We start from the raw sequence: 15,242 nt of genomic DNA on the forward strand, positions 1-15,242 counted from the left end.
CTCAGACTCCGTCCGCGTTCTTGGCGGCCGCGATGGCCTTGGTCGGATCCGGACCGTCCAGTTCGTGGGCGTACAGCTTGTTCTGGCGGTCGCTGCCCTTGAAGAAGCGGCGCACGACCAGGAAGAACACCGGCACGAACACCACCGCCAGCAAGGTCGCGGTGACCATGCCCGACAGCACGCCGGTGCCGATGGCGCGCTGGCTCGCCGAGCCCGCGCCGCTCGCGAAGAACAGCGGCGTGACGCCCAGGATGAAGGCCAGCGAGGTCATGATGATCGGACGGAAGCGCAGGTGCGCCGCCTCGAGGATCGACTCGACCAGCCCCTTGCCCTGCGCCTGCAGGTCCTTCGCGAACTCGATGATCAGGATCGCGTTCTTCGCCGAGAGGCCGATGATCGTGATCAGGCCGACCTTGAAGTACACGTCGTTGGGCATCTCCCGGAAGGTGGCGCCCAGCAGCGCGCCCAGCAGACCGAGCGGCACCACCAGCATCACCGACAGCGGGATCGACCAGCTCTCATACAGCGCCGCCAGGCAGAGGAACACCGCCAGCAGCGAGAACGCCAGCAGGATGCCGGCCTGCGAGCCCGACAGCTGCTCCTCGCGCGACAGGCCCGTCCACTCGTACCCGATGCCGGGCGGGAGCTTGGCGATCATGGACTCGAGTTCCTTCATCGCCTGACCCGTCGAGGCGCCGGCCGCCGCGTCGCCGGCCAGGCGCATCGCCGGATAGCCGTTGTAGCGGGTGGCCTGCATCTGGCCGGTGATCCAGTGGCTCGACGCGAAGGCCGACAGCGGGACGTTGGCGCCCTGCGCGTTGGTCACGTTGATGGACAGCACGTCTTCCGGCGTCATGCGCTTGGGCGCATCGGCCTGCACCACGACACGCTGCATGCGGCCGCTGCTCGGGAAGTCGTTGACGTAGGTCGAGCCCAGCTGGATGCCCAGCGTGCGCGCGATCGTGTCGTAACCGATGCCCAGCGCCTGCGCCTTCTCGCGGTCGATGTCGATCTGCAGCTGCGGCGCGTCTTCCAGGCCGTCCGGCCGCATGCCGGTGATCAGCTGGCTCTTCTGCGCCATGCCCATCAGCTGGTTGCGCGCGTTGAGCAGCGCCTCGTGGCCGAGGCCGCCGCGGTCCTGCAGGCGCAGCGCGAAGCCGGTGGCCGTGCCCAGTTCCGGGATCGGGGGCGGCGACAGCGGGAAGATGAACGCGTCGCGCACGCCCACCATCATCGCGCCCATCACGCGGCCGGCCAGCGCCTGCGCGCTGTGCTCCTTGCCGCCGCGCTCCTCCCACGGCTTCAGCGGCACGAACACCAGCGCGGCGTTCTGGCCCTGGCCCGAGAAGGAGAAGCCGATCACGCCGATCGTGTCGGCCACTTCCGGCTGCTTGTGCAGGAAGCTCTCGACGGCGGCGACGGCCTGCTCGGTCCGGTTGGACGTCGCGCCCGGCGGCAGCTGCACGTTGACGATCAGGTAACCCTGGTCTTCGTTGGGCAGGAACGAGGTCGGCATGCGGATGTACAGCCAGCCGACGACGGCCACGATCGCGGCGAACGCCACCATCATGATGCCGCCGCGCTTGAGCAGCCTGGACACCCAGCCTTCGTAGCCCTTGGCGGTGCGGGAGAAGCCGCGGTTGAACCAGCCGAAGAAGCCGCGCTTCTCGTGGTGGTGGCCGGCCTCGACCGGCTTGAGCAGCGTGGCGCACAGGGCCGGCGTCAGCGACAGCGCCATCAGCGCCGACAGCGCCATCGACGCCACCATCGCCAGCGAGAACTGGCGGTAGATGTTGCCCACCGAGCCCGAGAAGAACGCCATCGGCACGAACACCGCGATCAGCACCGTGGTGATGCCGATGATGGCGCCGGAGATCTGGCCCATCGCCTTCTTCGTCGCTTCACGGGGCGACAGGCCCTCCTCGCTCATGATGCGCTCGACGTTCTCGACGACGACGATCGCATCGTCGACCAGGATGCCGATCGCGAGCACCATGCCGAACAAGGTCAGCACGTTGATCGAGAAGCCCAGCGACAGCATCACCCCGAAGGTGCCGAGCAGCGCCACCGGCACCACCAGCGTGGGGATCAGCGTGTAGCGCCAGTCCTGCAGGAACAGGTACATCACCAGGAACACCAGCACGATCGCCTCGATCAGGGTCTCGACCACCTGGGAGATCGAGATCTTCACGAACTTCGACGAGTCGTACGGGACCGTGTAGACGACCCCGGCGGGGAAGAACTTCTGCAGCTCCTCCATCCGCTTCTTGATCGCGTTGGCGGTGCCCAGCGCATTGCCGGTGGGCGACAGCTGCACGCCGATGCCGGTCGAGGGCTGGCCGTTCAGGCGCGTGTAGGTGGCATAGCTCTGGCCGCCCAGCTCGATGCGGGCGACGTCCTTCAGCAGCACCTTGGAGCCGTCGGTGTTGGCGCGCAGCACGATCTTCTCGAACTGCGCCTTGTCCTCGAGCTGACCCTTCACGACGATGGTCGCGGACATGGTCTGGCTGGAGGTGTTCGGGCGGTCGCCCAGCACGCCGGCCGGCACCAGCGCGTTCTGCGCGCCGACGGCCGCGCTCACCTCGGCGGGGCTGAGGTTGTACGACTGCATCTTGGCCGGATCCAGCCAGATGCGCATCGCGCGCTCGGACCCGAACAGCTGCGCCTGGCCGACGCCGGGGATGCGCTGGATTTCAGGAACGATGTTGCGGGCGGCGTAGTCGCCCAGCGCGATCGGGTCCATCGAGCCGTCCTTGGACGCCATCGTCACGAACAGCAGGAAGTTCGAACGCGACTTGTCGACGCGCACGCCCTGCTGCGTGACCGCCGCCGGCAGGCGCGGCGTGGCGCGCGAGAGGCGGTTCTGGATCTCGACCTGCGCCAGGTCGATGTTGGTGCCCGATTCGAAAGTGACCGTGATCGAGCCGGTGCCGTTGGCCTGGCTGATCGATTCCATGTAGGCCAGTCCGGGCGCGCCGTTGAGCTCCTGCTCGATGACGGAAACGACCGCCTCGTCCAGCGTCTTGGCCGAGGCGCCGGGATACGCCACCGAGATCACCAGAGAGGGCGGCGCCACGGTCGGGTACTGCGCCACCGGCAGCTGGGTGATCGCCACCCCGCCGAAGACCAGGATGAACAAGGCGATCACCCACGCGAAGATGGGGCGATCAATGAAGAAACGTGCCATGTCTTGGATCCTTCCTGAGCGTCAGGCGCTCAGCGGCTCGCCGCGGCCGAGGCCGCGGGCGCTGCGCCGGAGGCGGCGCTGGCCGGGTTGAACGGCACCGGATTGACCGGCGCGCCCGGCACGAACATCTTCTGGAAGCCGTCGGCGATGACCTTCTCGCCGGCCTTCAGGCCGTCGAGCACCACCCACTGGTTGCCGATGGCATTGCCGATCTTGACCTTGCGCGGCGCGGGCTTGTTGTCGGGTCCGACCACCAGCACGGTGTCGCCGGTCGAGCCGCGCGTCACCGCCTGCTGCGGCAGCAGGATCGCCGACGGCAGCTCCGCCTGCGCCACGCGCACGCGGACGTACTGGCCGGGGAGCAGGGCGCTGTCGGGGTTCGGCACTTCGGCGCGCAGCGTGACCTGGCCCGAGGTCGGATCGACCGTCAGGTCCGTGAACAGCAGCTTGCCGGTCCGCGGGAGCACGGTGCCGTCGTCGCCGACGATTTCCACCTGTGCGGCGTTCGTGCCCGCGCTGCGGAGCTGGCCGGCCGCCAGCGCGCGGCGCATCGCCTGCACCTCGTTGGCCGACTGCGTGAAGTTCACGTAGACGCTGCTGACCTGCTGGATCAGCGCGAGCTGCGTGGCATCCGACGCGCCGACCAGCGCGCCTTCCGTCACCAGCGCGCGGCCGATGCGGCCGGCGATCGGGGCGTAGACATGGGCGTAGTCCAGGCTCAGCTTGGCCGTCACCGCGGCCGCCTTGGCGGCGGCCACGTCGGCCGCGGCGGCCTTGGCGGTCGCGACCGAGGTGATGTATTCCTGCTGGCTAATCGCCTTCGCGTCGGCCAGCGGCTTGTTGCGCGCGGCCTGCGCGGCGGCCTGGGCTTCATTGGCCTGCGCCTTGGCCACGTTGGCGTTGGCGCTGTCGAGCTGCGCCTGGTACGGCGCCGGATCGATCAGGAACAGTGCCTGACCGGCCTTCACTTCGGAGCCTTCGGTGAACAGGCGCTTGAGGATCACGCCATTGACCCGGGCGCGGACCTGGGCGGTGCGCAGTGCCTCGACGCGGCCCGGCAACTCGGTCTGCAGCGCCACCGCCTGCTGACCCACCGTCACCACGCCGACGTTGGCCGGGGGCATGCCGCCGCCCGGCGCACCGGCGGCCTTTTCGTCCTTGCCGCACGCGGTCAGCACGGCCGCGATCGAAATCACCAGCGGCAGCAGATACAGCATGCGTGCGCCGGCCTTCAGGACCGGGCGCTCCGACCCCGGCGTTGCTCTTGTCAGAGGGGTAGAGATCACGATGGGATTCCTCTCGAAGTACAGATTCGCAGATTCAGGTGGTCGGCCCGGCTCGAACAGCCGGGCGGACGGGGCAAACCGCGGCCCTACCGCCACGACGTACGGCATCGGTACGGTTCGACCAAAGTGGCGCAGTATATACATACATTCATGCATGTATGTTTCTGCCATGTGCTCCTACAATCGGAACATGGCTCGTCGAACCAAACAGGAAGCCCAGGAAACCCGCGCCCGTCTGCTCGACGCCGCGGAACAGCTTTTCCATGAGCGCGGCGTCTCCCGCACCTCGCTGCAGGACATCGCGCAGGCCGCCGGCGTGACCCGCGGGGCCGTGTACTGGCACTTCGAGGACAAGGTCCAGCTCTTCAACGCGATGATGGAACGCGCCACCATGCCGTTGGAGGAAGACTTCGAGGCGTCGGTGTCCCCCGGACCGGACCGCCCATTGGACGATCTGCGGCTGAGATTGATGAACGTCATGCACTGCGCGGCGTTCAATGCCCGCACCCGCCGCGCCTTCGAGATCGCCAACCTGCGTGTCGAGTTCGTCGGCGAGATGGCGTCGATCCGCGGCCGCAAGGTCGCCGCCCACCGGGAGTGGACCGCCCACAACCGGGAAGCCTTCGAGCGCGCCAAGGCGCTCGGCCAACTGCCCCAGGACGTCGATGCCCACCAGGCGGCCATCGGGCTGATGGCGCTGATCGGCGGGCTGCTGCATCACTGGATCCTGGATCCGGAGGCCTTCGACCTGATCGTGGTCGGCCAGGCCCGGCTGGAGCATTACCTGTCCTCGCTGACGGTCGTGGTGCCGAACCGCTTCCCGCCGCTGACCGCCGCCGAGCGTGGCGCGCTGGGCCGGCAGCCGGTCTGCGACGCGAGCCGCGGCCACGACCTGCCCGGTCACGGCCACGCGGCCGACGATGCGGAACATGGCGGCGACGATGGCGTCCGGCGTACCGCCGACCCCGCCACGCCCCGAGACTGACGCCTATTCCGTTGGAAAGCCCTGCATTTATGCAGGCTGCCCTGGGGAGAACCCCAGTCAGCGGCGACAATACCCGGTTGCCCACGCCCGAGCCGCCGCCGTGTCCATCGCACCTCCGCCCACCCGTCCACTGTCCGATCTGAAGAAGACCGGCCAGAAGGCGCTGACCTCGTACCGCCCGTTCTGGGCGAAACGGTTCGGCCCCGCCCCCTTCCTGCCGATGTCGCGGGAGGAGATGACGCAACTGGGCTGGGACAGCTGCGACATCATCATCGTCAGCGGCGACGCCTATGTGGACCACCCGAGCTTCGGCATGGCCGTCATCGGACGGACGCTGGAGGCGCAGGGCTTCCGCGTCGGGATCATCGCGCAGCCGGACTGGAACTCGCCGGACGCGTTCCGGGCCCTGGGCAAGCCCAACCTGTTCTTCGGCGTGGCGGCCGGGAACATGGATTCGATGATCAACCATTACACGGCGGACCGGAAGATCCGCTCGGACGACGTCTACACGCCGGGCGGCGGCGCCGGCAAGCGGCCCGACCGCGCGACGCTGGTCTACACGCAGCGCTGCAAGGAGGCGTTCAAGGACGTCCCCGTGATCATCGGCGGCATCGAGGCCTCGCTGCGCCGCATCGCGCATTACGACTACTGGCAGGACAAGGTCCGGCGCTCGATCCTGGTGGACTCGAAGGCCGACCTGCTGGTCTACGGCAACGCCGAGCGCGCGATCATCGAGATCGCGCACCGCCTGTCGCAGAAGAAGCCGATCGAGTCGATCACCGACGTGCGCGGCACCGCGTTCATGCGCAAGCCGGACGAGGTCTCGCTGGACGGCTGGTTCGAGATCGATTCGACCGACGTCGACGCCCCCGGCAAGATCGACGCGCTGCTGAGTCCCTACATGACGACCGAGGAAGCGGCCGCCGATCAAGGCACCGATTGCTCGAAGCAGCAGGAACAGGCCCAGGCCGCCGGCGCTCCTGGCGCCCCGGCGACGGGTGCTGCGCCTCAGCCGGGCATGCCCGAGATCAAGCCGATCAAGATCATCCGCCAGACGCTGTCGAAGACCGACGGCCGCGCGCTGGTCACGCCGCGCGACCGCACCGTGATCCGGCTGCCGGCCTACGAGCAGGTCAAGAGCGATCCGGTCCTCTATGCCCACGCCAACCGCGTGCTGCACCTGGAGACCAATCCCGGCAACGCGCGCGCGCTGGTGCAGCGGCATTCGTCGGGCGGCGTCGACCGCGACGTCTGGCTGAATCCGCCGCCGATCCCGCTGACGACGGTCGAGATGGACCACGTCTTCGACCTGCCCTACGCCCGCAGCCCGCATCCGGTCTACGCCGACGAGAACGGCAGCCACGACCACGCCACGAAGATCCCGGCGTGGGAAATGATCCGTTTCTCGGTGAACATCATGCGCGGCTGCTTCGGCGGCTGCACCTTCTGCTCGATCACCGAGCACGAGGGCCGCGTGATCCAGAGCCGCAGCGAGGACTCGGTGATCCGCGAGATCGAGGACATCCGCGACAAGGTCAAGGGCTTCACCGGGATCATCTCGGACCTCGGCGGCCCGACCGCCAACATGTGGCACATCGGCTGCAAGAGCCCCGAGATCGAGGCCGCCTGCCGCAAGCCCAGCTGCGTCTATCCAGGCATCTGCCCGAACCTGCACACCGACCACGGTCCGCTGATCAAGCTGTACCGGCGCGCCCGCGCGCTGCGCGGCGTGAAGAAGATCCTGATCGGCTCGGGCCTGCGCTACGACCTGGCCATCGAGTCGCCGGAGTACATCCAGGAACTGGTGACCCACCACGTCGGCGGCTACCTGAAGATCGCGCCGGAGCACACCGAGGGCGGTCCGCTCTCGAAGATGATGAAGCCAGGCATCGGCACCTACGACCGCTTCAAGCAGCTGTTCGAGCAGGCCAGTGCGGCGGCGGGCAAGAAGCAGTTCCTCATCCCCTACTTCATCGCGGCCCACCCGGGCACGGCCGACGAGGACATGATGAACCTGGCCCTCTGGCTCAAGCGCAACGGCTTCCGCGCGGACCAGGTGCAGACCTTCTATCCGAGCCCGATGGCCACGGCCACGGCGATGTACCACTCGGGCAAGAACCCGCTGAAGAAGGTGACGCGCGACAGCGAGCCGGTCGACATCGTCAAGGGCGAGCGCCGTCGGCGCCTGCACAAGGCCTTCCTGCGTTACCACGACCCCAACAACTGGCCGCTGCTGCGCGAGACACTCAAGGACATGGGCCGCGCCGACCTGATCGGCAACGGCAAGCACCACCTGATCCCGACCTTCCAGCCGGCGACCGACGGCGGCTACGAATCGGCACGGCGCAAGAACTCGACGCAGGCCGGCCAGAAGGTCGCGCCCAACAAGCCGCGCTCGGGCCAGATCCTGACCCAGCACACCGGCTTGCCGCCGCGCGAGACTGGCGCGGCGCGGACCCCGCAGCGTTCGCCGGCCACGCCCTTCGTCAAGACGGGCGGCGGCACGGCGCCGAAGGCGGGCGCGAAGGCCGGCGCAAAAGCCAGCGCAAACGCCAGCGCAAAAGCGGGCACAAAAGCAGCGGGCGCCAAGCGCGGCCCGCGCTGAGGCAGCGGATCAGCAGTCGTCGGCGTCCGGCGACGTCGACGAGGTCGACGGCCCGGCCGGCGGCGCCGGCTTCACCCACTGCCACACCTTCCATCCCAGGCTGATCCACGCCCAGAGCCGGGCGATCCGTCCCGGCGGGCTGTCAGCCGCCTCCGGATCGTGCCGCCGGAACGTGCGCATCAGGCCCGCCAGGCCACCCGCCGCAGCGAGCGCCGCCACGGTCCGCCACAGTCGCGGCAGACTGCCGGCCAACCGATAGAGGGCATGGCCGCGGTTGGCCCATCGCATCGGACCTTCCAGCCCCTGCACCTCGTGCCGCAAGCCGAGCCGCAACTCGGCGCTGCGCAGTTGCAGTTCGAGCTGCCGCAGCTGGAGCCGCTGACGTGCGTCGCCCCACATCACGGCCGCACTCCGCTGCCGCCTTCCGGCCCGTCCTCAGGCTCGAGCGCCCGCCGGTCTCGTGCCAGTTCGGCGACGCTCGCCGCGAACGGCTTGCCCGCCGCGAGTTGCCGCTTCGCCCAGAACCAGCACCCCGCGGCGCCGATCAGGAATGCCGCGCCCAGCCCCGCCCCCACCGGCGCCCGCCACACGTCAGGCACCCACAGGAGTGCGGCGAACACCAGCATCAGCAAGGCGGCCACGCCAAGCAGCAAGGCCAGCAACAGCGCGGTCAGCGCGCCGAACAGACGCAGCAGCTCCGCCTGCAATTCCACGCCCAGCAGTTCCAGCCGCACGCGGGCCAGTTCGAGCGCCCGATCGGCCACTCGCCGCAGCCGCTCCGTCAGCCCCGGATCGCGTGATTCCATCGATTGTTTCTCCTCTGTGTCCGGCCTCTCGGTGTGCCAAAGCTATCACTGAATCGGGGGAAACGAGGGCGTTCTTTGTCCGATCCGCCCGCAGGGCTTGGGCTACAGTGCGGTAACGCCTGGTTGCGCGGACCCCGCGCCGCCTGCCTGACAAGGTCCATTCAATGCCTGATCGCCAGCACACGCCGCACTCCGCCGTCGTCGAAGACGATGACCTGCTGCAGTTCCTGGATGACCACGAGCACGCGGCCGACGAGCCCGACGAGGCGCGCAAGCCCTGGCGGGTGCTGATCGTCGACGACGACACCGACGTCCACAAGGCCACCGAGCTCGCCATGCAGGGACTGCAGGTCGAGGGCCAGCCGTTGGCCTTCCTTCACGCCAAGTCCGCGGCCGAGGCCCGCTCGCTGCTGGGGCACGAACCCGACATCGCCGTCGTGCTGCTGGACGTCGTCATGGAGTCCGACGACGCCGGCCTGCAACTGGTGCGCCACATCCGCGAGGAGCTGCGCCAGCGCGCCGTGCGCATCGTGCTGCGCACCGGCCAGCCGGGCTACGCGCCCGAGATCGAGACGGTCCAGGCCTACGACATCAACGACTACAAGACCAAGTCGGAGCTGACCCGCACGCGGCTCTACACGGTGCTGACCGCCGCGATCCGGTCGTACCGGCAGATCCGCGCGCTGGAGGCGAACCGGCAGGGTCTGGAGATGATCGTCGAGGCCAGCACCGAGCTCGGCCGCCAGCACGGCCTGCACCGCTTCGCCGAGGGCGTGGTCACGCAGCTGTGCGCGCTGCTGGGCACGCTGCCCGAGGGCCTGGTCTGCGTGCAGGCCCCCAAGCACCACAGCGGCGAGGTCAGCGAAGAAGCCCGCGTGATCGCGGCCGCCGGCCAGTACAGCTCGCTGATCAACCGCCCGCTGCATGCGGTGCCGGCCGGCAAGATCCGCGAACTGCTCTCGCGCTGCCTGTCGGTGGGCCACAACCTGTACGAGGACGGCTGCACCGTCCTGTTCTTCGGCCTGCCCAGCGGGCGTGCGATGGCGGCGCTGGTCGAGGTCCAGCGCGAGCTCGACGAGCTCGACCGCCAGCTGCTGCGCGCGTTCTGCTCCAACATCGCCGTCGGTTTCGAGAACGTCATGCTCTACACGCAGCTGACGGACCAGGCGTACAACGACCCGCTGCTGCAGTTGCCGAACCGCACCCGCTTCATCGAGCTGCTGGAGCACAACCTCAAGTCGCCCGAAGGCATCACGCTGGCGCTGATCGACCTGGACGACTTCGCCGATGTGAACGATGCCTTCGGTCACCGCTTCGGCGACCAGGTGCTGCAAGCCGTGTCGCAGCGGCTGGCGCAGCGGCTCGGGTTCAACACCGCGATGGCGCGCATCTCGTCGAACGCCTTCGGCCTGCTGGGGCCGGACGACATGGTCAACGGCCAGCGCATCGGCAGCGTCTTCGACGATCCCTTCACCGTCTCCGGCGAGCGGCTGCAGCTGTCGGCGACGACCGGCCTGGTGCGCCTGGCCCAGTCGCGCGCCCTGGGGTCCGAACTGCTGCTGGACGCGCAGATCGCGCTCAAGCGCGCCAAGGCGGGCAACCGCGGCGCGTCGCAGTACTTCTCTCCGGAAATGGGCATCGATGCGCGCGAGCGCTTCAAGCTGCTCAAGGGGCTGCGCGCCAGCTTCGAGGAGCGGCGGCTGTTCGTCGTCTACCAGCCGCAGGTCGAGCTGGCCACGCACCGCGTGATCGGCGCCGAGGCGCTGCTGCGCTGGCGCACCGACGAAGGCCGGTTCGTGCCGCCCGACCAGTTCATCCCGTTGGCCGAACAGTCGGGACTGATCGTCCCGATCGGCGAATTCGTGCTGAGGACCGCCTGCCGTCAGGTGCGCCAGTTGCGCGACGCCGGCTATTCGGAATTCCGCATCGCGGTGAATATCTCGCTGGCGCAGTTCCGCCATCCCGCCTTCATCGACACGGTCCGCCGCGCGCTGGCCGACGCTGACGTGCCCGGCGCCGCGCTGGAGCTGGAGATCACCGAATCGATGGCGATGGAAGAAGTCTCGGCCGTGCTGCGCGTGCTCGCGGAGATCCGCGGGACGGGCGCCTCGGTCGCGATCGACGACTTCGGGACCGGGTTCTCGTCGCTGAGCCAGTTGCGCCGGCTGGACGTCGAACGGCTCAAGATCGACCGCGCCTTCGTCCGCGAGGCGCAAAGCTCCGCCGCAGGCGCGACGATCGCGCAGATGGTGGTGAACCTGGGATGCAGCCTCGGCATGCGCGTCGTTGCCGAAGGCATCGAGACCGAGGAACAACGCCAGCATCTGCTGGCGCTGGGTTGCCATGAGGGTCAGGGCTGGCTGTTCGCCAAGCCCATGCCGGCGGACGAACTGGATCGCTGGCTGGCCGCGCCCAAGTCCTGGGAAACGGATCCGCCCGCGACGACCGCGGTGACGGTATTGGCGGCGCCTTGCGCGGCGCCAGCCAGCAGCGGCCGCTGAACGACCACCCTGGAGCCGGCGGTCGTTGGACCGCGACGCCTGACGGCGGTCGCCGATCGACGGCGGCGCGAGCGCCGTCGTCGATCGCCTTGCGGCTTACTTGCGGCTGAGCAGCAGCCCGATCAGCAGGCCGACACCGGCCGCCACGCCGATCGATTGCCACGGGTTGTCATGCACGTAGTCGTCGGTCGCCTTGCTGGCGGCCCTCGCGCGTTCGACCGCCACGGACTGGAACTCGCCCAGGCTGGACTTGGCGCGGTCCAGCGTCGACTGGACGCGGGCACGCAGCTCGGAGGCGCCGGCGCTCGTCTGGTCGGCCGTGGCGCGCAGCAGCGATTCGGCGTCGGTCACCACCTGGTGCAGGTCGGTCAGCAGGCGGTCGGAGGGAGAGGTCTTGGCCATGAGCGTTACTCCTTTTGGTCGGTTTGTGGGATCAGAAAGCGCATCGGCGCGGGACGGAGTCCGGTTGTACGTCTGTCGAGCAGTCCCCGGCAAGTCGCCCCGACGGGTGTCCGACCGCGGCGCGCGGTTTTGCCAATGCGCGGGCCATGCGCCCGCTTCCGGCAGATTTCGCTCCCGGTAGCCGCGCGAGAGAGAGGAAATCACCCCGGCGACCCGCCATCCTCGGCGCAAACGGTGTAGTGGCGCACCAGGAAATAACGCGCGCGGCGTTCGCCTTCGACGATCAAGACCTGACCCTCCAGCGCCTCCAGTTCCGGATCGCGGAAGGGATTGGCGCCGGCGCGGCGCAACGCGACGCGTTCGCCGTCGGCCACCGCGAGCAGCAAGGCCTGGCGCTCGCTCTTGCTGCCCGCGTCGACGCGCTCGCGGCACAGGCGGCCGCGCAGTTGCTCCGTGGGGGCGGGGGCGGTCGAGTCGTCGAGGTCAGCGGGCATGCATGCGTCTCACGTGCAGGAGGCGGCCGTCCTGTTCGGTGGCGATCAGCGCCAGCAGCCGGCGATCGACCCAGCCCTTGTAGACGTGGATCGTTCGATGGCCCGGCGCGCCGGCGATGCGGTAGCTGATGGGGACGCAGTGGTCGGCGTCGATGCCGGACTCCTTGAGCATCGGCCGCACGGCGTCGGCGACGGCCTTGGCGGGCGCGGCGTCGGTGGACTGAAGACGGGGCAACGAACGCGCCAGGTTGCGCCCCTCGCGCTCGAGCCGCTCGCGCCGCAGGCCACGCACGCCGCGATCCTCGACCGAGGCGAAGGCCTTGCGGAACGCCTTCGTCCGCGACAGCGCATGCCCCGTCCCTGACACCGGCTGCAGCGACGGGTCGCCCAGCAGGTAGAACTGCCCGAGCGTCTTGAGGTCCATCGGATCGAGGTGGGTGCGCTCGCCGGCGAATTTCTGGCGAGCCTCCAGCAGGGCCCGCCCCAGCGAGGCGCCGGCCAGGACCCGTTGCAGGAAATACTGGCAGATCAGGTCGGCCGAGCCGTTGCCGTCGCTGGGGCCGTAGGCCACCGTCGTGCTGCCGAGGAAGCCGCAGGCGCCGTCGGCCAGATAACGCAGCGCCATCGGCCAGTCGCCGTCGGCCTGGGCTGGATCGAAGAGCTGCGCGCCGTAGCAGCACTCGGCCGCGACGACGGTGCCGGCGGTGACGCGGTCACGCAGCAGCGCCGATCGCATCGAGACCGGGAAGTCTTCGCCGCGCTGGCCGTAGTACTCCGGCATGTCCTCGGCGCCGTGGCAGTTGATGAAGTGCATCCGCGGCGCCAGGTCCGCCTTGGTCCACTTCGGGCCGCCGGGCGGCGACAGGTGCAGTCGGTCGGCATTGCCGAAGGTGTTGGTCAGGCTCAGCCGCGTCGAGCCCTGCCACACCTCGGCCGACAGGCCGAAGCTGTCGGCGAAGGCGTCGCGCGGCAGGCCCGTGTGGCGGGCGGCGGCGCGGATCAACTGGAGCAGCAGGTCGGGCTTCGTCGCGCCGGGGAGGTCGGGCAGCCGGCCCACGACGCGCGTCGGCCCGAGGAAGCGGTTCGGATCGGTCGAGTAGGCGGCCTCGCAGGCATACGGCAGGTCGCTGGGGACCAGCTTGTCCGAGTCCCCGAGCTCGCCGCCATGGGCCGGGTTCTTCAGCGGGACCATCGGCAGCACGTCGGGCCCGCCCAGCAGCACGAAGTAATGCGGCAGACGCGCATGGGCCAGCGCGTCGATGACGCCCTTGAGCGACTTGGCGTCCGGCCGAGCCGGCACGGGCGCGACGCTGTAGGGTTTCATCACCGACGCCAGGTCCACGGCCACGATCAGCGTGTCGACGCCGCGCCGCTTGTCCGCGGCGGCCAGCGCCTTCAACGCCGCGTCGATCTTCGTGAGCGCGGTCGCGCCGTACTTGGCGCGCAGCGCGCCGCGATGAACGATCACCAGCTTGTCCATGGAGGTCCTCCTTGGTCCGGCCCGCCGCCCGGAACACGTGGATCCTAGTTCAGGTCTGCCCTGCCCTCCGCGGCCGCCGCGGCGCCGATTTGGGATGCACCGCTAGGCGCGAACCGGAGCCATAGCAGCGCTATGGCGAGGATTCGCAACGACGCGGGGCGCCCAAATCGGCGCCGCGGCGGCCGCGGAGGTGGAGGCGGGAGGCCTATGGGGGGTGTCATCAAGCGTGCACGCGGGCTCCGCAAGATCCGCCCGCCATGCAAGCATCCGTAACACCTCCCCGCAAGACGGACCTGGCGCGCGAGATGCTCGCGCCGGGGCAGCGCCGGCTGCCGCCCGCGCTGCGCGCGCTGCTCATCACCGTCGACGGCAAGCGCAACGCCGAAGAACTGCGCCAGCTCGGCCGCGGCCTGGGCCTGGGCGACGACGGCCTGACACGCCTGGTCGACCAGGGGCTGGTCGAGGTGCCGGCCATCGTCGTGCCGCCGACGGTGGCCGCGACGCCTCCGATCGTCACCGGCCTCGACGTCATCCACGAGGCCGAAGTACTCGAAGCCGCCGCGCTGGCGCGCGCCGCACAGGATCGGGCGCGCCGGCTCGTGTCCGCGAAGTTCTTCGGTCTCGACCTCGTCACCCGGATGCTGGCCGGCCGCGAAGGCGAACTGCGAGACCTGGCACGGCAGGCCGACACCGAAAGCCGCTTCCTGGAATGGATCGACCTCTGCTGCGAGCGCATCGAGGCCGAATCCGACGCCGAGCGCGCGGCGAAGTTCCGCGACAGCGTCGCGCGAACGCTCACCGCCGGCTGATCATCGACACCCGCTTCCTTCATGTCCAGGTCACCGCCGCGACGTACAGGTGGTTGACCTTCCGGTACTTGCGCAGCATCAGGCTGGCCGCCTCCATCGTGGCGCCGCTGTCGACCACGTCGTCGATCAGCAGGGCGTTCCACAGCCCCTGGTTGCGGACCTCGTCGTGCAGAGAGAACGCCTGGGCGAGGGCCAGCAGTCTTTCCTCGCGCGTGGGGAAGTCCTTCAGCGGTCGTGACAGCGGCGTCTTCAGCAGCAGCCGCTCGAACACGGGCACGCGCAGCTGCAGCGCCAGCTCGCGCGCGATCAGCGACATCGGGTCCCACGGACGGACGCGCGACGGCGGCATCGGCACGATGAAACCGACCGGTCCGAGACGAGGCAGGATGAAGTTGCGCAATGCGCGGGCGAGCGGCTCCGCCTGCGACTTGTCGCCGCGGTACTTCAGCTGGAACAGGGCCTCGCCGGCGTCGGTGCGTGTGTGCTCGAACTGCGGACGACCTTCGCGGTCGTCGCCGACGTAGACGCTGCTCAGCATCTGCTTGTCGAGCACGAAACCAGCGGTCCACGGACCCTCGATCTGTCGCAGGGAGACTTTCATCGAAACGCCTTTCGAACATGGAAAGGCGTCTTGGTTGGCGGGTCCAACAGTTGGTTCGAGATGGGCTCGTCGCGCGTCGGACGTCC

General features: G+C 69.2%; 12 protein-coding genes. 4 read left to right on the plus strand and 8 right to left on the minus strand.

Annotated features, from left to right (window positions below):
- Window position 1: 1 nt before the first annotated feature.
- Together AC1VNM_RS18715 and AC1VNM_RS18720 are read right to left on the minus strand one after the other, a co-directional pair.
- Window positions 2-3,187 (minus strand): efflux RND transporter permease subunit, encoded by a 3,186-nt coding sequence (locus tag AC1VNM_RS18715; protein WP_483107891.1) that lies wholly within the window; start codon window positions 3,185-3,187, stop codon window positions 2-4.
- Window positions 3,188-3,216: 29 nt separating this feature from the next.
- Window positions 3,217-4,404 carry an efflux RND transporter periplasmic adaptor subunit gene (locus tag AC1VNM_RS18720; RefSeq protein WP_377161718.1) on the minus strand — a complete coding sequence of 396 codons (1,188 nt, stop codon included), beginning with the start codon at window positions 4,402-4,404 and terminating at the stop codon, window positions 3,217-3,219.
- Between the two features lie 259 nt (window positions 4,405-4,663).
- Here AC1VNM_RS18720 and AC1VNM_RS18725 point away from each other — a divergent pair, with 259 nt between their 5' ends.
- Window positions 4,664-5,458: a TetR family transcriptional regulator gene (locus AC1VNM_RS18725; protein ID WP_377159991.1), complete on the plus strand. Its 795-nt coding sequence runs from the start codon at window positions 4,664-4,666 to the stop codon at window positions 5,456-5,458.
- A 100-nt stretch (window positions 5,459-5,558) separates the two neighbouring features.
- On the plus strand, window positions 5,559-8,063 hold the full coding sequence (locus AC1VNM_RS18730; RefSeq protein ID WP_483107892.1) for a YgiQ family radical SAM protein: 2,505 nt from the start codon (window positions 5,559-5,561) through the stop codon (window positions 8,061-8,063).
- Window positions 8,064-8,072: 9 nt separating this feature from the next.
- Here AC1VNM_RS18730 and AC1VNM_RS18735 read toward each other — a convergent pair whose 3' ends face one another.
- Window positions 8,073-8,465 carry a hypothetical protein gene (locus tag AC1VNM_RS18735; protein ID WP_377159987.1) on the minus strand — a complete coding sequence of 131 codons (393 nt, stop codon included), beginning with the start codon at window positions 8,463-8,465 and terminating at the stop codon, window positions 8,073-8,075.
- Window positions 8,462-8,869, minus strand: a complete 408-nt coding sequence (locus tag AC1VNM_RS18740) for a phage holin family protein (protein WP_483107893.1) — start codon at window positions 8,867-8,869, stop codon at window positions 8,462-8,464. The genes AC1VNM_RS18735 and AC1VNM_RS18740 overlap by 4 nt, the downstream gene beginning before the upstream one ends.
- A gap of 164 nt (window positions 8,870-9,033) precedes the next feature.
- Here AC1VNM_RS18740 and AC1VNM_RS18745 point away from each other — a divergent pair, with 164 nt between their 5' ends.
- Window positions 9,034-11,370 (plus strand): GGDEF/EAL domain-containing response regulator, encoded by a 2,337-nt coding sequence (locus AC1VNM_RS18745; protein ID WP_377159983.1) that lies wholly within the window; start codon window positions 9,034-9,036, stop codon window positions 11,368-11,370.
- A gap of 96 nt (window positions 11,371-11,466) precedes the next feature.
- Here AC1VNM_RS18745 and AC1VNM_RS18750 read toward each other — a convergent pair whose 3' ends face one another.
- From AC1VNM_RS18750 to AC1VNM_RS18760, 3 genes are all read right to left on the minus strand, one after another.
- Window positions 11,467-11,772 (minus strand): ElaB/YgaM/YqjD family protein, encoded by a 306-nt coding sequence (locus AC1VNM_RS18750; protein ID WP_377159981.1) that lies wholly within the window; start codon window positions 11,770-11,772, stop codon window positions 11,467-11,469.
- 200 nt (window positions 11,773-11,972) lie between these two features.
- A complete protein-coding gene (locus tag AC1VNM_RS18755) occupies window positions 11,973-12,266 on the minus strand; it encodes a hypothetical protein (RefSeq protein WP_483107894.1) in 294 nt (97 codons plus the stop codon).
- Complete coding sequence (locus tag AC1VNM_RS18760; RefSeq protein WP_483107895.1) at window positions 12,256-13,746, minus strand: hypothetical protein; 1,491 nt, start codon at window positions 13,744-13,746, stop codon at window positions 12,256-12,258. The genes AC1VNM_RS18755 and AC1VNM_RS18760 overlap by 11 nt, the downstream gene beginning before the upstream one ends.
- A gap of 257 nt (window positions 13,747-14,003) precedes the next feature.
- Here AC1VNM_RS18760 and AC1VNM_RS18765 point away from each other — a divergent pair, with 257 nt between their 5' ends.
- Complete coding sequence (locus AC1VNM_RS18765) at window positions 14,004-14,555, plus strand: hypothetical protein (protein WP_483107896.1); 552 nt, start codon at window positions 14,004-14,006, stop codon at window positions 14,553-14,555.
- A gap of 19 nt (window positions 14,556-14,574) precedes the next feature.
- Here the strand turns inward: AC1VNM_RS18765 and AC1VNM_RS18770 are convergent, their stop codons facing one another.
- Window positions 14,575-15,156, minus strand: a complete 582-nt coding sequence (locus tag AC1VNM_RS18770) for a ComF family protein (RefSeq protein WP_377159973.1) — start codon at window positions 15,154-15,156, stop codon at window positions 14,575-14,577.
- Between the last annotated feature and the right edge of the window lie 86 nt (window positions 15,157-15,242).

The organism is Mitsuaria sp. MSU3D (genome assembly GCF_056867975.1).

Excerpts from the sequence above, each read along its gene's own strand:
- AC1VNM_RS18715 (WP_483107891.1), bottom strand. The coding sequence starts at position 3,187 with ATGGCACGTTTCTTCATTGATCGCCCCATCTTCGCGTGGGTGATCGCC.
- AC1VNM_RS18720 (WP_377161718.1), bottom strand. The coding sequence starts at position 4,404 with ATGCTGTATCTGCTGCCGCTGGTGATTTCGATCGCGGCCGTGCTGACC.
- AC1VNM_RS18725 (WP_377159991.1), top strand. The coding sequence starts at position 4,664 with ATGGCTCGTCGAACCAAACAGGAAGCCCAGGAAACCCGCGCCCGTCTG.
- AC1VNM_RS18740 (WP_483107893.1), bottom strand. The coding sequence starts at position 8,869 with ATGGAATCACGCGATCCGGGGCTGACGGAGCGGCTGCGGCGAGTGGCC.
- AC1VNM_RS18745 (WP_377159983.1), top strand. The coding sequence starts at position 9,034 with ATGCCTGATCGCCAGCACACGCCGCACTCCGCCGTCGTCGAAGACGAT.
- AC1VNM_RS18750 (WP_377159981.1), bottom strand. The coding sequence starts at position 11,772 with ATGGCCAAGACCTCTCCCTCCGACCGCCTGCTGACCGACCTGCACCAG.
- AC1VNM_RS18755 (WP_483107894.1), bottom strand. The coding sequence starts at position 12,266 with ATGCCCGCTGACCTCGACGACTCGACCGCCCCCGCCCCCACGGAGCAA.
- AC1VNM_RS18760 (WP_483107895.1), bottom strand. The coding sequence starts at position 13,746 with ATGGACAAGCTGGTGATCGTTCATCGCGGCGCGCTGCGCGCCAAGTAC.
- AC1VNM_RS18765 (WP_483107896.1), top strand. The coding sequence starts at position 14,004 with ATGCAAGCATCCGTAACACCTCCCCGCAAGACGGACCTGGCGCGCGAG.
- AC1VNM_RS18770 (WP_377159973.1), bottom strand. The coding sequence starts at position 15,156 with ATGAAAGTCTCCCTGCGACAGATCGAGGGTCCGTGGACCGCTGGTTTC.